The sequence below is a fragment of the Paenibacillus sp. NPDC058071 genome (genome assembly GCF_042885235.1).
Taxonomy (GTDB): Bacteria; Bacillota; Bacilli; order Paenibacillales; family Paenibacillaceae; genus Pristimantibacillus.
Genome location: NZ_JBHVSK010000019.1, coordinates 94,528 through 113,814 on the forward strand (window position 1 = coordinate 94,528; position 19,287 = coordinate 113,814).

Sequence of the window (19,287 nt, forward strand, 5' to 3'; positions counted from 1 at the left end):
AGAGGCTGTTTTAATGAGGAAGAAAGTTAAAGAGGCAGCCGGATAACGAACGTAATGCGTTCCGGTTCGGAAGCGAATACTTGAATCGTGCCTTTGTATTTGTCGGCAATCGACTTCACAATGTATAGTCCGAGCCCTTGATGATCCTCGTCCTTGGTCGAAAATCCCGCATCGAAGAGCGGACTTTCCGCCACCTGCTCCGCTTTCTCGCATGTATTGCTAATTTTGAACTCTACGTAATTATCCGTTTGCGTACTGGCAAGCTCTACTTCCCGCTTCCCTTCCGGATACTTTGTCACTTCGTCGAACGCGTTGTCGATCAAATTGCCGAGAATCCGGTTCATATCGAGCGTTTTGACGTCCATCTGCAGCCGCTTTAAGCCGCCAAAGCTGCAACTGAACGCAATCCGGTAGCTTTCCGCCTGCGATATTTTGGAGCGGATAAGCGCCGCAATCGCTGGATTCCCGATGTTGATCATATCGTTCATTAAGCGAATTTCACCGGTCAATTCCTTCGTATAAGCGACGAGCTCCTGCGTCTTCTTCAGTTCGGCTAACGAATGGATCGTTTGCACATGATTCAAGAAATCATGCCGCTGCGCTCGAATCGCCTGAAACATTGAATTGATTTCGTCAACGTACGTTTGCTGCGTCATTTGCACCATCCGGTCGCGGGATTGGCGAATATAGCGCATAGCGAACGTTACAATAATCAAGCTAAGCGCCGTAACGGTAATAATAATTAGCCCAATATTAATAAATTGCGAATCCAGCTGTTTTTGAATGACCTGGTAATCGGAGACTAGCGCCAGCACGTAACTGTTAATCGGTTCGCCGTTTTCATCAACAATGTTTATTCCCCGCTCTTCGGCAAACACCGGAATAAACATTTTGAGCACATGCTTGCCGTGAACATGTTCGTTCGCCGTCACAACCCTCCCGCTATCGTAAGCTTTGGCCACGTTCTCTGCATCCCGCTCGCTTTCGTAGGTGTGCGTGCCGTACATGACCGGTTTTTGCAGCAAATGTCCCTGTACTGCGCCATTTTCTTGAATCGTTTCGAACGGGCCTTTGGCGAACGTAGCCGGATTCAGCACCGTCACCTCAAGCAGCGTCTCGCTGCTCGCAAGCGATTTGTTAATGAGCGAGTTGACGCCCGTCACGTTCTCGTAGTCGGCCAGCATCGTGTAGCTGACATAGGGATCGATGATGTAATTGGTTGTACCGTCGTAGTAGTAGCCCCACTTGTAGATGCTTTCCGGATCAGTTGAGGCGACCTCGTAAGGTCCGCTCCAAAAGTTTTTCAGCGTCTGCCCCAGCCAGTCGATGCGTACTTCTTTAAATTCGAAAAGCTGATTGAAGGCAATAAACCAAGGGTCCCATGTCTTCGTTCCGTCCCCAAGCTCGTTCTCGTCCGAGGAACGATACATCACAATATCGTCGTCCGTACGCTTTAGGAGCGTGATATGGGCGACGTCAAGCTTCTCGCTTAACTCTTTGAGCTGATTGTTCGTCACCCGCTCCACATCGGGGTCGAGCGCGTATTGGGCTGCGATTGATACCGCCCGCAGCTCGCGGCCGATTTGATCCTGAAACCGCTCGGCCCCCATCCGCGACTGCTCGACCGAATATTCAATTTGCTTGGCCACGGCTGCCATCTCGCGATTCAGCGCCGATTCGAGCGAACGCTTCATTAGAAAATAGTAAGCCGTATTATTGACCAGGATGATGATGACGATAACGCTGATCGCCACCAGCCAATTGTTGCGCTGCATTGCTAGCTGCTCCCTTGTTAATGAAATATGGAGTTTCCGCTACAAGCCCGCCGTCCGTTTCCATAACAGCCGGATCGCCCATTGCCGCTCCGCTTTTTTCCGGTATTTCGGCAATTCCCGATATACGCGCAGACCTCCCTCGATAGCCTGTTTTCCTTCATGCTCGCGTCCCATCGCTTTATAGACAGAAGCAAGACGCAGGTAAGCTTCGCACGAAGAAGACTGTATGTGCTGAAAAGATGCTATATAATCCAACGCCTTGGAAGCGTCGCGTTCCGCGTAAAAAGCAGCTAACCGCAAATACGGCGCGCCGTATTTGACTCTCGGATTAATTGCCAGCGCTTTACTTGCGGCCTCCGCGCCTCGTTCTTCCTCGCCAATTGCCAGCAGACATATGCTCAGATCGTCCCAATATTCGGCGGAATCCTCAAGTGCGCGTTCCACCCTTTCGAGAAGCGCCAGCGCTTCCCGGTATTTTTTCTTCTCGATTAAAATTCGCGACGCATCCTGCTTAGCCGAAGTATCGCTTGGAGACGCTTCGATCTGCCGTTTCAGCTTGCGCAGCCGTCCTGACTGCTTAATCGGCTTCAAGATGCTTGGCGTCAGCCCGATAAAGCGGCGATCCAAAAAATAAAACACAAGCAGCAATACAATAATGGCGACAAACGGATTCCCGAACAGCCAAGTTAGCCCGAAAAACAACAGCAATTTAGTCATTCAATAACTCCTCCATAATAAAGAAAAGGAATGATAATCCAAACGAACATTTTTAGATAAAGAAACATATGTATTAATTTCACTATCATAGCATAACGGGACAGCTCTGAGAACCGAAAGAGCATGCCTATCGCCATTATAATTTACATTTCATTGAGGCATAGTAACGCTAGTAACATCCCTTATTATGAAAAATTGGAGGATTATTGACGAGATGAGAGACGAAGACAAAAAAGGGCGTGCCGAGCAGACGCTAACAAACCGCCAAGGTCACCCGATTGCAAACAATCAAGATATGAGAACGGTCGGCAATCGCGGTCCCGCTACGCTCGAAAATTATCCGTTCATCGAGAAAATTACCCACTTCGACCGGGAGCGCGTCCCGGAACGGGTCGTTCACGCTCGAGGCGCAGGAGCGCACGGCTATTTCGAGGCTTACGGAACTTACGGCAACGAACCAATCGCAAAGTACACAAGAGCCAAAGTTTTTCAACAGAAGGGACAGCGCACGCCCGTATTCGTCCGTTTCTCCAGCGTCATTCACGGCGGCCATTCGCCGGAGACGCTGCGCGATCCTCGCGGCTTCGCCGTCAAATTTTATACCGAGGACGGCAACTGGGATTTGGTCGGCAACAATCTGAAAATCTTTTTTATCCGCGACGCGATGAAGTTTCCTGATATGATCCATGCCTTCAAGCCCGACCCGGTTACAAATATTCAAGATATGGAGCGTTTCTTCGACTTTGTCTCGAATACGCCGGAATCGACGCATATGATTACGTTTCTGTTCTCCCCTTGGGGCATCCCGGCCAACTATCGCCAAATGCAGGGCTCGGGAGTAAATACATACAAATGGGTGAACACGGACGGCGAAGCCGTGCTCGTCAAATATCACTGGGAGCCGCAGCAAGGCATTCGCAATCTGACGCAGGATGAAGCCGAGCAAATCCAAGCCAAAAACTTCAACCATGCGACGCAGGATTTATATGAAGCAATTGAACGCGGCGATCCCCCCTCTTGGGAGCTTTGCGTACAAATCATGGAGGACGACGAGCATCCGGAGCTGGATTTCGATCCGCTTGACGATACGAAACTATGGGACCCGGACAAATTTCCGATGGTGCCGGTTGGAAGAATGGTGCTTGACCGCAATCCGGCCAATTATTTTGCCGAAGTCGAGCAAGCGGCGTTCGGCACCGGCGTGCTCGTGGACGGGCTCGACTTCTCGGACGATAAAATGCTGCAAGGGCGCACACTCTCCTATTCCGACACGCAGCGCTATCGCGTTGGCAGCAATTACTTGCAGCTTCCGGTCAATGCACCGAAAAAGCCGGTAGCCACCAATCAGCGGGACGGCCAAATGGCTTTTTATGTCGATGCAGCGCCGGGACAGAATCCGCATATCAATTACGAACCTTCCTCGCTAAACGGAATCCGGGAAGCTGAACCAGGCGGCGAGCCGCATCAGCCCTCTTACAACGACAAGCTGATGCGACAAACAATTGACCGGACCAATGACTTCGCCCAGGCCGGCGATACGTTCCGGAAATTCGAGCAATGGGAGCGCGACGAACTGATCGTCAATTTGGGGAACGCGCTCGCAACCTGCAGCCCGGTCATTCAAGATAATATGATTCGTCATTTGACGGAAGCTGATCCGGAATACGGGCGACTTGTCGGCGAAGCGATCAAATCGCGCTCCACCTCCGATCACATCGGGACGACAGCCGCGCGCGAAGGAATGGAAGCCGCCGAGGAGCTGGGACACCGGACCGACGGATACTAAACGTTTGTCTTGACGAAAAGCAGAGCCGTTACTTATGATGGAAGTAGTTAAGCCATTGTAAAGAAACGGCGTGTTACTTCAATTTAAGGAATGCGAGTTGAAGGCATGAGCCAAGAAAAGCCATTCGTCCGCCAGGCGCGGAGCGAATCTCTTTTCTTGGCTCTTTTTGTCGATTTTGGTATTCTAGAATTGAACAGGGAGGGGTCTCTTCATGGCAGGCGCTTATCGCATCGATCGCGTCATTGGCAACAACGTTCTATTAACGGTAGATACAGAGACGGACAGAGAGTATGTACTGGTTGGCAAAGGACTTGGATTCGGAGCGAAAAGCGGAACGATTGTCGACGGCAAGGACCGGCGCATCGAGAAGAAATTCCGGCTAGATGACACTGAGCACGTCAAGCACTACCATACGCTGCTCGAAGATATTGATCCCGAAGTGATCGAAATGACCGAACGGACAATTGCACGCATTAAGCAAACAACCGGTTCCGACGTCAATCCGAAAGTGTATTTCGCCTTGCCGAGCCATATTCAATTCGCCGTCTTCCGGCTGCGGAACGGCATGGACATTATTAATCCGCTATTAAACGAAACGAAGCGAAGCTTTCCTGTCGAATATGAAATTGCCCGGCAGTTGGCCGGCTGGATCAGCGAGCGTTTTCAAGTCGACGTTCCCGAAGACGAGATCGGCTTTCTGACCTTTCATGTCTATTCCGCCATTTACAACGTTCCTGTCGGACAGCTCGTTAAGCAGACGGAACGCAGCGTCTAACGACAGCGCGCTTCAGCCAAGACCGCAAGGAGGATAAGGCCTGTATGCTGTCCAAACTACTAGGAAAAAACAATCAAACGGCCGTATCGGTCCGCTCCCCTTTAACGGGAGAGGTCGTTCCGCTTGACCGGGTGCCCGATGAGGCGTTTGCCGGGAGGCATATGGGTGCGGGCATCGCAATCGAGCCTTCCCATGGCAAGCTCGCGGCACCCTTTGACGGAACGGTCCGCCATTTAATTCATACGAAGCACGCCCTGCTGCTGGAGCACCCGTCCGGACTGCAGCTGCTAATCCATCTCGGCATCAATACGGTCGCTTTGAACGGCCACTGCTTCACGAGCCGCATACAGACCGGCGATTCCTTCAAGCAAGGCGAGACGCTGATCGAATTCGATCCGGCGGCGATCGCGAGTGCGGGCTTTCCGACCATCTGTCCAATTGTCGTGGTTAACGAGGACGAGCTTAGGAAGCTGGCCATCGAGACGAACGGCGGCTGCGTGACAGCCGGGGACGATATTATTTTAACGGCCGTCTTAAACGGATAAAGCCTTTTTGCAAGAACGATCATAGATCGGTCAAAGGAGAAAGGACGAATACCATGCTCGCGTTTATGCAGAAAATTGGAAAGTCGTTAATGCTGCCTGTTGCAGCTTTGCCGGCGGCAGCTCTTCTGCAGCGGTTCGGCAAGATCGATTATGTAAAAGATTTTCATATGGGGCATGCGGGCGAGTGGCTGAACCGTTATGTCGCCCCGTTTCTTGAAGCAGGCGGCTCGGCGATCTTCGATCACCTGCCGCTTATTTTTGCGGTCGGCGTCGCCATTGGGTTAGCCGGGGATGCCGTAGCCGTGCTGGCCGCAGTCATCGCTTATCAAGTGCTTATTACCGTACAAGCGAAGGTTCCGCTCGTTTTCAGCGATTGGATTCAGGCCGGTACCGAGCTGAATATGGGCGTCATTGGCGGCATCATCGCCGGACTTGTCGCCTCCTTTTTGTACAAGCGCTTCCATACGATAAGGCTTCCCGAGTGGCTCGGCTTTTTCAGCGGCAAACGATTCGTTCCGATCATCACCTCTCTCGTTATGGTGGTCGTCGCCATTGCGCTTGGTGCCGTCTGGGGACCGATTCAAAACGGCTTCGACGCGTTTGGCAATCGCGTCGTCGGCTTGAACGGCATCGGCGCTTTTATATTCGGCGTGGCGAACCGCCTGCTCATCCCGTTCGGGCTTCATCATGTGCTGAACTCGATCGCCTGGTTTCAAATCGGCAGCTACACCGATGAAGCCGGACGTATCGTCCATGGCGACCTGACCCGTTTCTTCGCGGGCGATCCGTCGGCAGGCATGTTTATGACCGGCTTTTTCCCGATCATGATGTTTGCGCTGCCAGCCGGCGCGCTGGCGATCATCCATACCGCTAACCCAGCTAAACGCAAAATGATCGCTTCTGTATTTATCGGGAGCGCCTTCGCTACCTTTCTGACCGGCATTACCGAACCGCTTGAATTTGCGTTTATGTTCGCTGCACCTATTTTATACGCCATTCATGCGCTGATGATGGGCGTATCCGGATATATCATGATGGAGCTTGGGGTTAAGCACGGTTTCGTTTTTTCAGCCGGTTTTATCGATTATGTCATCAATTATCCGCTGGCCTCCAAACCGCTGCTCATTATTCCGGTTGGTCTGGCGTTCGGCGTTGTCTATTATTTTCTATTCCGGTTTGCCATTCTAGCGTTTCGCCTGAAAACGCCCGGCCGCGAAGATGACAGCCTGTTTCAAATCGAGGAAACGGGAACAGGGACGGCAGACAGAAACAAAACAGGAAATACTGCTGACCAAATCGTCACCGCTCTCGGCGGCACGGCCAACATAACAGGCATCGACGCCTGCATTACACGGCTTCGGCTAGTTGTATCGGACGAGCAAGCCGTCAATGACAAGCAGTTGAAGGCGCTCGGCGCGGCAGGCGTTATCCGGCTTGGCGGCGGAGCGGTTCAGGTCGTATTCGGCACCAGCTCCGAACGAATTAAGGACGAGATCGAGAAATTATTATAGATGTGAGCACCGCAAGAAGGAGCGCCGCTGATGCGACAAGATTATATTATTCAAAACCCGCTTGGCATTCATGCCAGGCCTGCACGTAAGATCGTAGAGGCAGCCAAAGCTTTTCCATGCTCGGTAACGCTTGAGAAGGAAGGCCGCACTTATAACGCGCGCAGTCTCGTGCACGTCATATCGGCAGGCGCCAGGTTCGGAGACCGGGTCACCGTAGCCGCCGAAGGCGAACAGGCCGAGGCGGCCGTCGCCGCCGTTGGACATATTTTAACGTCCATGTACGATTTGGCCGGCGGCTAGGACGAAGGTTTGCTGTCATACAATAGGAGTGCTTCTTAAACCAAAAACGTGAAAAAAGCAGCACGGCATAATGCTGCCTTTCTCACGTTTTAGTCATGAACTATAAGGGGTATGCTCCCGGACAAACAAGAATGGGGAGACTGTATAATTGGGTTAAATTTGCAACTCCCCAAGCTTGATCAGCTCGACAACCGCTTGCGAACGACCTTTTACGTTTAATTTCTGCATGACATTCGAAATATGGTTGCGAACGGTTTTCTCGCTGATGAACAATTGCTGTGCAATGTCTCTTGTTGTTTTATCCTGCACCAGCAGCTCGAATACCTCGCGTTCACGATGAGTCAATAAAAACTTGCTCTTATGGTCGCTACCCTTCAAAGTTTGTCACCCCTCCTTGCTCGGGTTTTGATGGTTTAACAAGGTTAAGGGATACAGTCAACTTATTGTATGAAGGGGCTATTGCAATGGTGCTGTATACGAGGAAAATGGGCGCAGGGGGTAAGATGATCTTGCTGACCCGCGGGATTTGCCGCTTCCACTCGGTCTCCCCCTTGCTCAGGAATACATTTGATTAAATTGTAATTGGAACTGCGTTGATACAATCCAATATTCTGCAACCCCTTCCCTTCGGCTCGCTTATCGCTGGAGGGATTTGTTTTATGTACCGCAGCCGTGATTCATGCCAATCATAACTCAAATTATGGTAAAATAGAAATATGAAATACAGTAAAGAGGGTGATATAGCAATGAAATGGCGGCAGCTTCGAGATATGTATCCTAATCAGTTCGTTTTAATTTCTATACTGGATTATACCGAGCAAGAGAATGAAAAAATTGTCACCGATGTCGCATTAATAAGACCAGTCCCAGATTTGGATGCAAATAAAGAATTTTTCAGCGCGGAGCCAGGCAATCTTGTTTACCATACAGCTAACGAGGATTGCATCATTCATTTGCGGAAAGACCCGTTATTGAGAGTGAGACGAAGCTCATGAGGCTTCAATTTGACGGACATTTATTGACCGCCGCTGTTACCGTTTGCTTTCGCGGAAAAGATTTGGAGCTAACTGATATCATCATTGATACCGGATCATCTCATACCATTTTCAGCCCTGATGCGCTTAATGCAGTTGGCATAACTTATGAGAACGGCGATCCTGTTTATGAGGCGTACGGAATTGGAGAATCGGTTCCTTTTTACACGAAGAAACTGGACTATATTCAGATTGAAGATTTTAAAACAGCTCAACTTGAGATTGATATAGGTATCTTGCCGAAGTCCCATAAGGGGCTGCTTGGATTAGATATTTTGAAAACGTACGGCTTTATTGTGGATTTGGACAAGCTTGAGCTTTACAGGTCATAAAAGGGAATCAGATAAAGAAAGCCGCTCGTTTGAACGAGCGGCTTTCCTTGTTTGTTTACGTTCTTTCTCTGTTGCCGCCGCGGAGACCGGCTAGACCGATCAGACCAAGCAGACCAAGCCATCCCCAGCCCATTCCTCTGCCGTTGCCAGTCGTCGCCTTAGCACGGTAGTTGGCGTTACGCGTGGAGTCGATTCCGACACCCATATTCGATTTATTGGTGTAGTTGTTTACGCCATAACGGTTGTTCCCGTACGTGCCGTACGGATATACGCCATCTCGACGGTTGTCGCCGTCTAAATAGACGCCGTTTTTGTTGAAGTGCACGCCATCGACGTTATAAGTCCGATAGCCATTGCCTGTTCCTGTGCCATTGTAACCATAACCATTATATCCATAACCATTATAACCGTTGTAGCCGTTCATACCGACCGGATTTCCATAACCGGAAACGGTACCCGGCCCGTAAGCGTTCGTGCCATTGCCATAAACTTTTTGGTTAAACTGTGTCCCTGCACTTGGCCCCGTAATCGGGGATGGAGATGGTGAAGATGTCGTTTTAGCTGCAGTGTTCGCGAAAGCGGAAGCCGACAGTACAAGGGTTAAGCATACGGCAAAAATAAAGGCGATTGTCTTCTTCATTTGCGCGCAAAACCTCCTTCAAGGAATCAAATTATAAGGCAAATGTAGCATCTCTCACGGGAGGATTTCGTATGCTTTTCGGCTCGCTTTAATATGTGGAAAAAGCGGTCTGCGCCTAGCGCCTTCACAGTTTATCCATGGAATCGACATGCATTGGACATATACATTTAATGTTCCATTAAGGTTGCGACTATAAAATAAAGACATCAACCCCACAGTTGATACCATTCTAGGACAGACCCGCAGCCTCTGCGGGTCCTTTTTTTTTGTGATGTTCCCCACTCATTCAGCATCTTCAAACTTGAACACAACAAAAAAAACCGCATCTTTTCCAAGCATGCGGCTTCAATTCCTTCTTTGCGTCCTTCTTAACTCAATTTGGCGTGAACGATCAACCGGTGAGTCGATTTCCCAAGCGGAGTACATGTTATAAGAGTAAGCAATTTATCTTTATTATTGTAGTTCAGAACGGATACGTCGCTCGGCTTCACAACCGAGGTCGCATAAACTTTGTAAGTAAATGTTTTGCCTTGCTGCGTAATAATAATGGAATCGCCTTCTTTGACCTCGTTAAGACGATTAAATAATCGGCCCTTGGTTTTCGCTCGGTGAGCGGCAACTGCGGTATTTCCGATTTTCCCGAAAGAAGCTGTCTCTTTCATGTGGGCAGCGCCGTATTTCATGTTTTTTTGCGTCGCTCCATCCATGACCGGAAGATTCAATTTAATGGACGGTATCGAGATCGTAGCGATCGCTTCCGGTTTTTCCTCTTCTTCTTTCACCGGCTGCTCCGTTTCAGGGGCGGATACCGGAGTGACATCAGTTTCATCGCCTTCATCAAATAACGGCGTCAAATCGGCGAAGCTGCGCTGGACATCGGCTGCCGCCGTTTGATCCATTTCTTGCTCCCACTCCGCCATTATCTTATCTTGCTGCCAATTGGCATACCATTCGCTTGCTTTCGGATAAACGATAATAACAATTCCAAGCAAAATAAACAAATACGCCAGTTTGCGCATCAAACGTACACCGCCTTCACTTCCACGAACGAAAAAAGCGTCAACTCTCTCCATTCTTTCATTTCATTCAATTTTTACTTTAATGGAAATAGACGGGCAGGTCAATGTACGAAGCTTTATATCGCAGCAAAACCGGCTGCGCTTGCGCAGCCGGTGAAAAGCCTTGAATGTGTTAACGATTGTAATCGTAAATCATGCTTGGAGATTTTTCAGTTGCTTTAGTTGAAATACGAGTTGCATTTGCGGGAAAAATACGCTCAGCCATTGCATTAAATTCAGCAATGAAGCCCTGAATTGGATGCCCGTTGCGAACGTCGTTCATGTAGCCTTCCATACGGCCGACAAAGTCAGGATTCGCCGATACGTAAACATTTTTCACTCTTGGATACATGCGTTTGACTTCGTTCGCAATGTCTTTCTTGATTGCTTCGGTCAGTTGGCTGTCTTCTGCGGCCAGCGTGCCGTAACGGTGATTAGTATCAGAATTGTACGTTCGATAATCGCCGACTGAACCGGTGCGACCGACTGCGTTAGGAACGCCAACGCCTTTTGCTGTCGGCATTCCGCTTTTTATGCCGGTTCCCGTTCCTTTTCCGATATGATGACCGACATGATGGTTAAATGAAACGGCGACGTAAGCATTGTTGTCGGTCAACATGACATTGGACGTTTTGACCGCGCCCATTTTCGCAATTCGGTGGGCAATCTCCTCGCTCATTTCAATTTTATAATTTTTGTGATATCCAACAATATTATTGCTGTTCAACCGCTTGCCGTTCGCTTGGTTCATCTCGTTCAGTTGATCATTCGCAAAGCGTTTGGCCGAGTATTGATTATTGTAAATAAGATTGCCGTTCGCGTCGTGCCGTACGCTATTCGGACGAATATTGCGATTGCCCAAATCCCCTTGATTGGCGGCGCACCCGGCCAACATAGCGCTAAGCGCTAAGCTTGCGGTTAAAAGCATTAATGGTTTACGCATAAAATTTGCATCCTCCATTCGTCTTTTAGGCTTATTTACCCGATATTAGCCTGTGCCGAACGTCGTTCCGCTATCCGATCGTCTATTGACAACTAATTTGAAGAGGAGTATTTTATTATCAAGTATTAATACCTGGTACTAATAATCAAAAAGAGGTGTTCCAAATGACAAATGTTAATTTGCGTTCCAATGCTGTCATTACGGCTATCGGTTCTTATACTCCGGAAAAAACGTTAACCAATTTCGATTTGGAACGAATTGTCGACACAAGCGACGAATGGATTGTGCAGCGTACGGGCATTCGTGAGCGGCGCATCTCTGCCGATAACGAATTTACCAGCGATTTATGTATTGCAGCACTGCGCAATATGGAAAGCCGCTATCCCGTCAATTTGTCCGACGTCGATTATATTATCGTCGCAACCTCTACTCCCGATTCGATTTTGCCAAGCGTCGCTTCCCGCATTCAAGCTGCATTCGGAATGAACCGCTGCGGGTCGGCTGACATTCAAGCCGCTTGCGCGGGCTTTACGGCCGCCATTCAGCTTGCTAACGGACTATTGCTGTCTGGACTATACCGGAAGATTATTGTCGTAGGCGCCGAGACGTTATCTAAAGCGACCGACTACAGCGACCGTACAACATGCATTCTATTCGGTGACGGAGCCGGAGCTTTTCTAATGGAAGCGCAACAAGACAATGAAGCAGGCGACGTGCTCGCCGCGTACAGCGATACGGATGGAAGCGGCGGCCATCACTTGTACCGCAGCAGCTTGTCCCCTACAGTAGGCGACTATGAACTGACGATGAACGGGAACATCGTACAAAACGGAAGAGAAGTGTATCGCTGGGCAATCAGCGAGGTTGCTCGCGGAATCTCGGAATTGATGCAAGAAAGCGGCCTCTCGGCCGCTCAATTGGATTGGTTTGTTCCCCACAACGCCAATCAGCGAATCATCGATGCGCTGGTTGTGAAGCTCGGCTTCTCGCCTGAACAGGCTTTGTCGAGTATTTCTCGTTACGGCAACACCTCGGCCGCTTCGATTCCGCTTGCGCTCGACGATGCGGTTCGCGCCGGACAGATCAAGCCAGGCCATTTGCTGCTGTTGCACGGCTTTGGCGGAGGCTTGACGCAAGCCGGCGTCGTTATCCGCTGGGCGATTTAAACAAGTGCCTGCGCATCGGGCAACATGATTAATGCTCTTCAGAATGCGCCGAACGGAAATAGTATCGACAGCATCGTTTGCAAACGACTTGCATACGTATGCTCACGCAGCGTCCGCCAGTAGCCGCGCAAAGCGATTTCGCGTCTCTCCTCTTCATGGCGCAAGTAATAGTCGAGCTTTTCCACCAGCTCCTGCGGAGAGGAGTACGTCGCGATCTCGACATCCGGTTTGTAGAAAAAAGCGAGATCGTCTCGCACGTCGCATAGCTGGAACGCGGCACACGCCGCTATTTCAAACGTGCGGGGGTTCGGGGATGCAGCCGTGACGCCGAAACTATTGCGATTGTGTTCAGGATCGTTATGCGCTCTGTGCATATTGATCACGATCTTTGATGCGTTGTAGCAAAGTCCCGTTTCCTGCGGATCCATCCAGTTATCCAGCTTTATTCGATCCTTCAGTAAATCGAATCGGTCCAGCCGGTCCCACCAAATACCTGAAATCAGCGTATTTCGGGCGGATAAATAAGACGCAGCCGCATTAAAATAACGGACGCGATTATAATAGGCGGAGCCGATAAAAGTAATGTCTTTTCGTCTGCCACGTTCCGTGTTCACTGGCTGAAACTGCTCCGGCGATGCACAAAACGGCAAATAATGAACGGACGGGCATCCTATTGATCGGTACAGCTCGACGCAATTTTTTTCAAGCGTGAAGACAACGTCGTAATGAGGCACAATCCCAACCGACATCTCCGTATAATAAGGATCGTCGGTCATCCAGATCGCTGTTCGAATACCCGCTTGCCGCATCGCATCGGCATGACTGACATCGAATTGCAAGCCGTCCAGCACAATAACAATATCCGGGCGGATAGCCGCAGCAATTTCCGCTACCGGGTCGGTGCCTTTAACGATTGTCAGCTTTGAGACCAACGACTGGAGCGATTGACCGACCGCTTGATCGAGCGGGGAGTAGGGGAAGCCTTTTCCCGTCTCTACAAATAAAGCGTGAACCGGCCAAACGGGAGCCGTTGTCGCCGTACGCTGCTTAATCGACTCGCATTGCCCGAGCCTGTAACCGTCTTCGAAGCCGGTGCGAAAACCGTCCTGCCGCCCTTGCTCCATCTCTTCGCTTGGCCGATGCGTACCGATCGACGATATTTGGGCCAACACGGTTCACTCCTTCTTAACCGCCATTCTGAGGCGGATCTCTAGTTTCTGCGCTACTATAAGGTATGCCTTAACGGTCATACGCACATCGTCACTTGTCCCTGGTCGGCGAAAAAGCGGCGTATGCCCGACATTTTCAAGACAATGCGTAAAAGAAGCGATACACATCGCGGTCCTGCTCAAATTCGAGTTAAAAGCGCAAAAAAACCCGTACGGACAGTTTCCGTACGGGTTTTCGGGCTGTTCATTATTATAAACGGCGCTTGCTCCAAACAAAGCATTGCAGCGGCATTTCGACGATTCTATACGTTTGACGAACCGTTAAGGAGCTTGCTCATATGCGAGCTGGTGGCCATCCTCAAAGCCTTTGCCGAATCCGGCGTTGTAGCCGTCGTTATACGTTTGATTGAAGCCTTCACCGTAAGTGCCGAAGCTGATCGGCGGCCGTGTTCTTGCCGCTTTTTTGCGCCGAACAATCGTCCGTTTGCCTCTCCGGCCCGTTTTCGCTTTACCGATCCGGCTGCGGCGCGGCTTGGCGCGGCGTTTGCTCGCCGTCCGTTTCCCGGAACGTTTGCGCGCAACGGCGCCCTTTCGCTTTTTCATCGATTATCGCCTCCCGTCGTTAAGGCTAGCCTCGTTCGCGCGCAATTGAACCCGGCTTTGGGTTCAACCACGGACCCGCCGGTTTAGCGCTTCGTTTGACCCGTCCAGGCAGCGACAAGCCGCCAGCCGAGGCCGTCAAGCTCTCCTGAAGCGCCGTTAACAATCTGACATTCTCTCCAATATGACGAGCAAGCTCAGGCGACCACTCGGAAAACTGCGCAACGCTGCCTAATATGCGAGCCAAAGCAAGCTGGCTTTGTGCAATAGCCGATATCAACGACAGTTTGATCTGTCGTTCGGCTAATCGGTCCGCGTTCAATCGGAATCACCGCCCATTCCGCCTCCAAAGTGGAAGGAGCCCATCCCTTGCTCGCCTCCGTTATCGGAATCTTTATCCAGCAAGGCACGTAAAATCGATACGATGCCCTGCCCCATCTTATTAACCCCGTCCAGCACGTCAATAATTTGATCGTGCATCTGGATCGATTGCTTCAGCTGCGTCTGATCGCCGATAAACGATTCGGTAGTAATATGGTTGCAAATCCAATTGCGCGCTTTCTCCGCTTCCTCCGCCTTCGCTTCCAGCATTATCGCTACGTTCCACTGCATGTTGGCGGTGGCGCCCAGCATCCGCAAATACGCTTGTTCACGTTCCACTTGCCTGCCGCCTCCCTAGCCGATTGCTATCATTCTTGTTCATTCATCTTCATCTTCGGTGTCAAGCTCTCGAATCATATAAGTGAGATGCATGGCCAACGTTTCTTCCAAATCCGCAATACTGTTTAAATAAGATACCAAACTCCCCAGCACCGCTTGTGAATTCTGCAGCAAGCCTTCGGTGCCGCCGAAATTAGGCTGTTTATCTGGAATCGCCTGAACCAGCTGAGCCATGCGGACGGTCACATCCCGCTTGGATTCCACAATTCTAGCCATTTGACTATGAGAATGCGATAAATGCGCTACAATTTCCGTAACTAAATGCTGCATCGCAGCTCCTCCTCGCCCTACAGCCGATTATGCTCTATAACAGCATATGCGGAGTTAAAATGTGCGGTTACTTGCACTGGAAAGCTTACAGAGCCTGCCGAAGCTTAATTGCCGGAATGAGCGGCAAGCCTTCCGGCAATGCGCTTATCTGTTCTGCAGTTAGCCGCGCGCCAGCCCTCAGATGAAGCGCCCAGCCTTCCTCGGCTGCCTCGGTAATTATTTTTCTTTTAAAACCGTGTTCAAGATAGTAGTTGTACCCGTCCATCCCGCGGGCCACCTTGCCGTGAAATGGCGTCGAGTCGTCTTGGATCGTTGTCCAGACGGCGGCTGCCTCTACTTCCGATAGAGCGTCGCCGATCGGCCAGCGTCGCAATTGAACTTGCGGAATGCGTACGACCGCTCCGTTCCAGACGCCTTCAATCGGTCTTCTAACGCCGTTCTCAATCCAAAAGATCCGATCGCCTGTTCCTTTCACCGCTACGGCCTCAGGATAAAAAGCTCTCTCGCCTTTCTCGATCAGCGACGGTTCGGCCATATGCTTTAATCCGTCCTTCAACTGATGGATCCACTCGTACGGATTTCCCCATTTATTCATGTAAAACACCATGTTGCGGTTATTGATCTCTTCCAACTGTTCGCCAAGCGCCTTCATGCTGACGCTGCCAAAGTGATGAATGAAAGAATCTTTCGCTATAACGAGCGAGTAGCCTTGCAAGCGAACGCGGACATTGAAGTCATCGTCCTCGAAATTGCCTACCTCGAAGCCTTCGTCCAGAAAGCCCGTCTTCTCGAACAGCTCCCGGCGGAAAAGCAGACAAAAGCCGGGAAGCCTGTCGGTATGCTGCCATCTTTTCGGATCGGATACGTTGTTCATGCGCGCAAACTCCGCCATTTCCTCAATATCCTGATAAGAAACGCTAATTTGCTGATCACCGCTAATATAGTTGGTGACTGGCCCTACCATCCCGATATGAGGATCGCTGTTCAGGCAAATCATCAGATTTTCCAGCCAATTGAGCGTAACGAGCGTATCGTTGTTCAAAATGAGCAGCGTCGTTCCTTTCGCCATCATCAGCCCGGCGTTAACCGCTCCCGCGAATCCATAGTTTTGCGGCAAAACGCGAAACCGAACTTGACCATTCAAGCTTTTCAAATAATCGGCGGTATGATCCGTTGAAGCGTTGTCTACCACGATAATCTCGTAGGGAAGTTCCGTATTTTCCATAATGCTTTCTATGCATGACTTTAAATAGTTTGCTTGGTTATAGCTTGGGATAATGATGCTTGTGCCTTCGAAAAGCGTATCGTAACAGCTGTATCCGGCTTGCACGCCTTGATGATAACCCGCTTCGTAGCCCGATTGATAGCTTGCCTCGGACGGGTTTGCCCTCCGATTCGAACCGCGCGGCTTGGCATGGAGACGGCGGACGCGCCGCGGTTTTCGTCTCACGATGTGAATCTCTCCAATCTACTCATTTTGTTCCCATACATGGGCTGCAGCTTCTTTCAACGATTCGAACGTTCCCGCGTCCGTCCACCAACCCGGCAGTTCGCGATAAGTGAGCAGCCCGGCTTCCGCGTAAACATTGTTCAAGTCGGTTATTTCCAGTTCTCCGCGATCCGATGGCTTAATTTGATCGATCAGCCGGAACACGTGCGAATCGTACATATAAATGCCTGTCACACATAAATTCGAGTCGGGGTTATTCGGCTTCTCTTCGATTCGAGCGATTGAACCTTCTTGACGAAATACCGGAATGCCGTAACGCTGCGGGTCAGGGACCTGCTTCAATAACAGCATGGCGCCTCCCGGTTGCTTCTCATACGCCTCCACATAAGGCGTCAGATCGTCATCGAACAGATTGTCGCCGAGCAGCAGCACAAACTTCTCCCCTTCTCTGATAAAAGGCCTAGCCAGCTGCAAAGCTTCTGCAATGCCGCCCGCTTCCTCCTGTATCGTGTACGTAACGGAGACCCCAAATTCGCGGCCGCTGCCTAAGTAGCCAGCGAATGAACCAACGGCCTCCCTTCCTGTCACGAGCAGGATGTCGGTAATGCCCGCCTTTCGCAAGCCTTCTATTCCGTAATGGATCATCGGATATTTCCCGACAGGCAGCATATGTTTATTTCCTAGTAAAGTTAGCGGCCGAAGGCGCGTTCCCGTGCCTCCCGCCAAAACAACTGCTTTCACTTTTTTTGCCCTCCCAAAACGGCGTTGCCATTCGTTATCTCGCATGTTCCCGCCTTCGCATAAGATCGGTAAAGCCTCCCCGTTCATCCGTCACGGAAATGATCCAATGCATAGCTTCCAGATGGTCGCCGAAAATAAGCTTTTCCAGCGGGTTGATCTTCTCCCTTCTCCGTCTCGGCTTGTTCATCTTGCCGACATTGACCGGATAAACTGCCGATACGTTAAGCCCATGCTTGACCGCTTTCGCGTGAGCAAGAGGCGGAACAGACAAGCAATCAGCCCCAATGGCGCTCAAGCAGCGGCGGCTGATCGCGTGGGGCACGGCCGTAAAGGAGACCCCTTTTAAATCGATTCTGTCCAACATGACATTCAACGCATGCTTTGCCAGCACGACGCTGTGTACAGAGGACTTTTGCACGGGACCCGAATAATCGTTCAATGCTGCGTCGACGCCCGCAAACACAGCTCTGACGAAAGGCCTCAGCTTCGCGGCGGGGATGACCATGTCGCCGTCGATAAACAACAGCACATCCCCGCTCGCCGCAAGCGCGCCTATGCTTCTGCCTACATCATGACCTAGAGGCTTCGGATAATGAAGCACTTTCGCGCCCATTCGCCCTGCAATAATTGCCGAGCCGTCCGTTGAGCCGTTAGCTACAACGATGACTTCCGTGCGAGAATGGACCTTGAACGCTTCGCGGATAACGCGGCGAATAGTCGCTCGCTCGTTCATGACAGGAATAATGACGGATACTAACGGCTGGGCTTCTGACAACTCTACTGTCTTCAGCTCCTCCCGTTTAGCGTAATTCATGCGCTAGATTCACCTCGGAACGGTCATAATTTGGCCATGGGTTACAAAATGCACAACATATTGTATGTACGGGGTTTGCCTTGGCAACGGCAGATGTACAACTCCTGCGACAGCCGCCCGCGCAACGGGCAGGGCACTGGGACACCTCTCCCTACTTTGTATAACAAAATGACAGTCCGCGAGGTTCATAACCTCGCGGACTGTCATGGTAGACGTATGCTTCTATCGTCCGATAGCGATCCAGTTGATGCAGCCGCTTGGCTCCTGGCCAATTCGTGTACGAATCAATGAAACCACGGCGCTGTCTGGCTGCTTGTTTTGAATAACCGCATAGCAGGACGGATGGTCGCTCGAAGCGGTAAACACATAATCGTCGCTTTCGAACGGTTCGTCAAATTCGATAAAAACGCTTAACATCTCTTTCTGCTCGATAAAGTTGTACGGGCAAAGTCCAAACTGCTGCTTCACGACGCCTCTTCCAGACGGAGCGATAACCGGATTAAACGTCAATGCCGATAATCCGACGTATTCCTCATCCATCTGCTGTGCGAAAGGCTCCGAGAACAGGCCAGGCGCTAGTTTCTCCAGCGTAATGCTGCCGTCCGCGATATGAGCGGAAGACACGCTGCCGACAGCTAGCTTTGCTCCGGTCACGCTCGCATCGCTTAGCTTCGATTCTGTTATGCTCGCTTCCGCCAGTTTTGCCCCGGTCACACTCGCATCGACCAGCTTCGATTCCGTTACGCTCGCTTCCGCCAGCTTTGCCCTGGTCACACTCGCATCGACCAGCTTCGACTCCGTTACGCTCGCTTCCGCCAGCTTTGCTTCGGTCACACTCGCGTCTCTCAGCTTCGACTCCGTTACGCTCGCTTCCGCCAGCTTTACTTCGGTCACACTCGCGTCTCTCAGCTTCGACTCCGTTACGCTCGCTTCCGCCAGCT

23 protein-coding genes are annotated in these 19,287 nt (G+C 50.8%); 8 read left to right on the forward strand and 15 right to left on the reverse strand.

Features of this window, described 5'->3' with window-relative positions; translation table 11 throughout:
* Nucleotides 1-26: 26 nt before the first annotated feature.
* Both ACFVTB_RS23550 and ACFVTB_RS23555 read right to left on the reverse strand, forming a co-directional pair.
* Nucleotides 27-1,775, reverse strand: coding sequence for a sensor histidine kinase (locus ACFVTB_RS23550; RefSeq protein WP_387754824.1), 1,749 nt, complete (start codon nucleotides 1,773-1,775; stop codon nucleotides 27-29).
* Between the two features lie 39 nt (nucleotides 1,776-1,814).
* Nucleotides 1,815-2,492 carry a tetratricopeptide repeat protein gene (locus ACFVTB_RS23555; RefSeq protein WP_387754827.1) on the reverse strand — a complete coding sequence of 226 codons (678 nt, stop codon included), beginning with the start codon at nucleotides 2,490-2,492 and terminating at the stop codon, nucleotides 1,815-1,817.
* A gap of 214 nt (nucleotides 2,493-2,706) precedes the next feature.
* Here ACFVTB_RS23555 and ACFVTB_RS23560 point away from each other — a divergent pair, with 214 nt between their 5' ends.
* The 5 genes from ACFVTB_RS23560 to ACFVTB_RS23580 all read left to right on the forward strand — a co-directional run bounded on the left by ACFVTB_RS23560 (nucleotide 2,707) and on the right by ACFVTB_RS23580 (nucleotide 7,409).
* Nucleotides 2,707-4,278 (forward strand): catalase, encoded by a 1,572-nt coding sequence (locus ACFVTB_RS23560; protein WP_387754829.1) that lies wholly within the window; start codon nucleotides 2,707-2,709, stop codon nucleotides 4,276-4,278.
* A 211-nt stretch (nucleotides 4,279-4,489) separates the two neighbouring features.
* Complete coding sequence (locus ACFVTB_RS23565; protein WP_387754831.1) at nucleotides 4,490-5,053, forward strand: PRD domain-containing protein; 564 nt, start codon at nucleotides 4,490-4,492, stop codon at nucleotides 5,051-5,053.
* Between the two features lie 44 nt (nucleotides 5,054-5,097).
* Entirely contained in the window at nucleotides 5,098-5,598 is a 501-nt protein-coding gene (locus ACFVTB_RS23570; protein ID WP_387754834.1) for a PTS sugar transporter subunit IIA, read from the forward strand.
* Between the two features lie 53 nt (nucleotides 5,599-5,651).
* The gene (locus ACFVTB_RS23575) at nucleotides 5,652-7,109 is read left to right on the forward strand and encodes a PTS transporter subunit EIIC (protein ID WP_387754837.1); all 1,458 of its coding nucleotides are present in this window, start codon (nucleotides 5,652-5,654) and stop codon (nucleotides 7,107-7,109) included.
* 30 nt (nucleotides 7,110-7,139) lie between these two features.
* Complete coding sequence (locus ACFVTB_RS23580; RefSeq protein WP_387754839.1) at nucleotides 7,140-7,409, forward strand: HPr family phosphocarrier protein; 270 nt, start codon at nucleotides 7,140-7,142, stop codon at nucleotides 7,407-7,409.
* A 153-nt stretch (nucleotides 7,410-7,562) separates the two neighbouring features.
* Here the strand turns inward: ACFVTB_RS23580 and ACFVTB_RS23585 are convergent, their stop codons facing one another.
* Nucleotides 7,563-7,787, reverse strand: coding sequence for a helix-turn-helix domain-containing protein (locus tag ACFVTB_RS23585; protein ID WP_006040330.1), 225 nt, complete (start codon nucleotides 7,785-7,787; stop codon nucleotides 7,563-7,565).
* A gap of 368 nt (nucleotides 7,788-8,155) precedes the next feature.
* Between ACFVTB_RS23585 and ACFVTB_RS23590 the strand changes: the two genes are divergently transcribed.
* Together ACFVTB_RS23590 and ACFVTB_RS23595 are read left to right on the forward strand one after the other, a co-directional pair.
* Nucleotides 8,156-8,404: a hypothetical protein gene (locus ACFVTB_RS23590; RefSeq protein ID WP_387754842.1), complete on the forward strand. Its 249-nt coding sequence runs from the start codon at nucleotides 8,156-8,158 to the stop codon at nucleotides 8,402-8,404.
* Complete coding sequence (locus tag ACFVTB_RS23595) at nucleotides 8,401-8,775, forward strand: aspartyl protease family protein (RefSeq protein ID WP_387754845.1); 375 nt, start codon at nucleotides 8,401-8,403, stop codon at nucleotides 8,773-8,775. The genes ACFVTB_RS23590 and ACFVTB_RS23595 overlap by 4 nt, the downstream gene beginning before the upstream one ends.
* 55 nt (nucleotides 8,776-8,830) lie before the next feature.
* Here ACFVTB_RS23595 and ACFVTB_RS23600 read toward each other — a convergent pair whose 3' ends face one another.
* From ACFVTB_RS23600 to ACFVTB_RS23610, 3 genes are all read right to left on the reverse strand, one after another.
* On the reverse strand, nucleotides 8,831-9,415 hold the full coding sequence (locus ACFVTB_RS23600) for a WGxxGxxG family protein (RefSeq protein ID WP_387754847.1): 585 nt from the start codon (nucleotides 9,413-9,415) through the stop codon (nucleotides 8,831-8,833).
* Nucleotides 9,416-9,783: 368 nt separating this feature from the next.
* A complete protein-coding gene (locus ACFVTB_RS23605) occupies nucleotides 9,784-10,434 on the reverse strand; it encodes a class D sortase (protein ID WP_387754850.1) in 651 nt (216 codons plus the stop codon).
* A 172-nt stretch (nucleotides 10,435-10,606) separates the two neighbouring features.
* Nucleotides 10,607-11,416 (reverse strand): YhcN/YlaJ family sporulation lipoprotein, encoded by an 810-nt coding sequence (locus ACFVTB_RS23610; RefSeq protein WP_387754853.1) that lies wholly within the window; start codon nucleotides 11,414-11,416, stop codon nucleotides 10,607-10,609.
* A gap of 164 nt (nucleotides 11,417-11,580) precedes the next feature.
* Here ACFVTB_RS23610 and ACFVTB_RS23615 point away from each other — a divergent pair, with 164 nt between their 5' ends.
* A complete protein-coding gene (locus tag ACFVTB_RS23615) occupies nucleotides 11,581-12,582 on the forward strand; it encodes a ketoacyl-ACP synthase III (RefSeq protein WP_387754856.1) in 1,002 nt (333 codons plus the stop codon).
* A 38-nt stretch (nucleotides 12,583-12,620) separates the two neighbouring features.
* On the opposite strand, the gene ACFVTB_RS23620 is transcribed toward ACFVTB_RS23615, so the two are convergent.
* The 9 genes from ACFVTB_RS23620 to ACFVTB_RS23660 form a co-directional block, all read right to left on the reverse strand.
* Nucleotides 12,621-13,751: a CgeB family protein gene (locus tag ACFVTB_RS23620; protein WP_387754859.1), complete on the reverse strand. Its 1,131-nt coding sequence runs from the start codon at nucleotides 13,749-13,751 to the stop codon at nucleotides 12,621-12,623.
* Between the two features lie 321 nt (nucleotides 13,752-14,072).
* A complete protein-coding gene (locus tag ACFVTB_RS23625; RefSeq protein ID WP_387754862.1) occupies nucleotides 14,073-14,354 on the reverse strand; it encodes a hypothetical protein in 282 nt (93 codons plus the stop codon).
* Nucleotides 14,355-14,379: 25 nt separating this feature from the next.
* Nucleotides 14,380-14,673, reverse strand: a complete 294-nt coding sequence (locus tag ACFVTB_RS23630; protein ID WP_387754865.1) for a hypothetical protein — start codon at nucleotides 14,671-14,673, stop codon at nucleotides 14,380-14,382.
* Complete coding sequence (locus ACFVTB_RS23635) at nucleotides 14,670-15,011, reverse strand: alpha-helical endospore appendage domain-containing protein (protein ID WP_387754867.1); 342 nt, start codon at nucleotides 15,009-15,011, stop codon at nucleotides 14,670-14,672. Before ACFVTB_RS23635 ends, ACFVTB_RS23630 begins: the two co-directional genes overlap by 4 nt.
* 39 nt (nucleotides 15,012-15,050) lie before the next feature.
* Nucleotides 15,051-15,341, reverse strand: a complete 291-nt coding sequence (locus ACFVTB_RS23640; protein ID WP_387754870.1) for a nucleoside-diphosphate sugar epimerase — start codon at nucleotides 15,339-15,341, stop codon at nucleotides 15,051-15,053.
* Between the two features lie 85 nt (nucleotides 15,342-15,426).
* Entirely contained in the window at nucleotides 15,427-16,791 is a 1,365-nt protein-coding gene (locus tag ACFVTB_RS23645) for a glycosyltransferase family 2 protein (protein WP_387754873.1), read from the reverse strand.
* 18 nt (nucleotides 16,792-16,809) lie between these two features.
* Entirely contained in the window at nucleotides 16,810-17,532 is a 723-nt protein-coding gene (locus tag ACFVTB_RS23650) for a sugar phosphate nucleotidyltransferase (protein ID WP_387754876.1), read from the reverse strand.
* 34 nt (nucleotides 17,533-17,566) lie between these two features.
* Nucleotides 17,567-18,346, reverse strand: coding sequence for a glycosyltransferase family 2 protein (locus ACFVTB_RS23655; RefSeq protein ID WP_387754878.1), 780 nt, complete (start codon nucleotides 18,344-18,346; stop codon nucleotides 17,567-17,569).
* Between the two features lie 222 nt (nucleotides 18,347-18,568).
* A partial coding sequence (locus ACFVTB_RS23660; protein WP_483875121.1) for a WIAG-tail domain occupies nucleotides 18,569-19,287 on the reverse strand: 719 nt, incomplete at its 5' end.

Bases quoted from the DNA above. Each gene is read 5' to 3' on its own strand.
- ACFVTB_RS23550 (WP_387754824.1), bottom strand. From the start codon at position 1,775: ATGCAGCGCAACAATTGGCTGGTGGCGATCAGCGTTATCGTCATCATC.
- ACFVTB_RS23555 (WP_387754827.1), bottom strand. From the start codon at position 2,492: ATGACTAAATTGCTGTTGTTTTTCGGGCTAACTTGGCTGTTCGGGAAT.
- ACFVTB_RS23560 (WP_387754829.1), top strand. From the start codon at position 2,707: ATGAGAGACGAAGACAAAAAAGGGCGTGCCGAGCAGACGCTAACAAAC.
- ACFVTB_RS23565 (WP_387754831.1), top strand. From the start codon at position 4,490: ATGGCAGGCGCTTATCGCATCGATCGCGTCATTGGCAACAACGTTCTA.
- ACFVTB_RS23570 (WP_387754834.1), top strand. From the start codon at position 5,098: ATGCTGTCCAAACTACTAGGAAAAAACAATCAAACGGCCGTATCGGTC.
- ACFVTB_RS23575 (WP_387754837.1), top strand. From the start codon at position 5,652: ATGCTCGCGTTTATGCAGAAAATTGGAAAGTCGTTAATGCTGCCTGTT.
- ACFVTB_RS23580 (WP_387754839.1), top strand. From the start codon at position 7,140: ATGCGACAAGATTATATTATTCAAAACCCGCTTGGCATTCATGCCAGG.
- ACFVTB_RS23590 (WP_387754842.1), top strand. From the start codon at position 8,156: ATGAAATGGCGGCAGCTTCGAGATATGTATCCTAATCAGTTCGTTTTA.
- ACFVTB_RS23595 (WP_387754845.1), top strand. From the start codon at position 8,401: ATGAGGCTTCAATTTGACGGACATTTATTGACCGCCGCTGTTACCGTT.
- ACFVTB_RS23600 (WP_387754847.1), bottom strand. From the start codon at position 9,415: ATGAAGAAGACAATCGCCTTTATTTTTGCCGTATGCTTAACCCTTGTA.
- ACFVTB_RS23605 (WP_387754850.1), bottom strand. From the start codon at position 10,434: ATGCGCAAACTGGCGTATTTGTTTATTTTGCTTGGAATTGTTATTATC.
- ACFVTB_RS23610 (WP_387754853.1), bottom strand. From the start codon at position 11,416: ATGCGTAAACCATTAATGCTTTTAACCGCAAGCTTAGCGCTTAGCGCT.
- ACFVTB_RS23615 (WP_387754856.1), top strand. From the start codon at position 11,581: ATGACAAATGTTAATTTGCGTTCCAATGCTGTCATTACGGCTATCGGT.
- ACFVTB_RS23625 (WP_387754862.1), bottom strand. From the start codon at position 14,354: ATGAAAAAGCGAAAGGGCGCCGTTGCGCGCAAACGTTCCGGGAAACGG.
- ACFVTB_RS23640 (WP_387754870.1), bottom strand. From the start codon at position 15,341: ATGCAGCATTTAGTTACGGAAATTGTAGCGCATTTATCGCATTCTCAT.
- ACFVTB_RS23655 (WP_387754878.1), bottom strand. From the start codon at position 18,346: ATGAATTACGCTAAACGGGAGGAGCTGAAGACAGTAGAGTTGTCAGAA.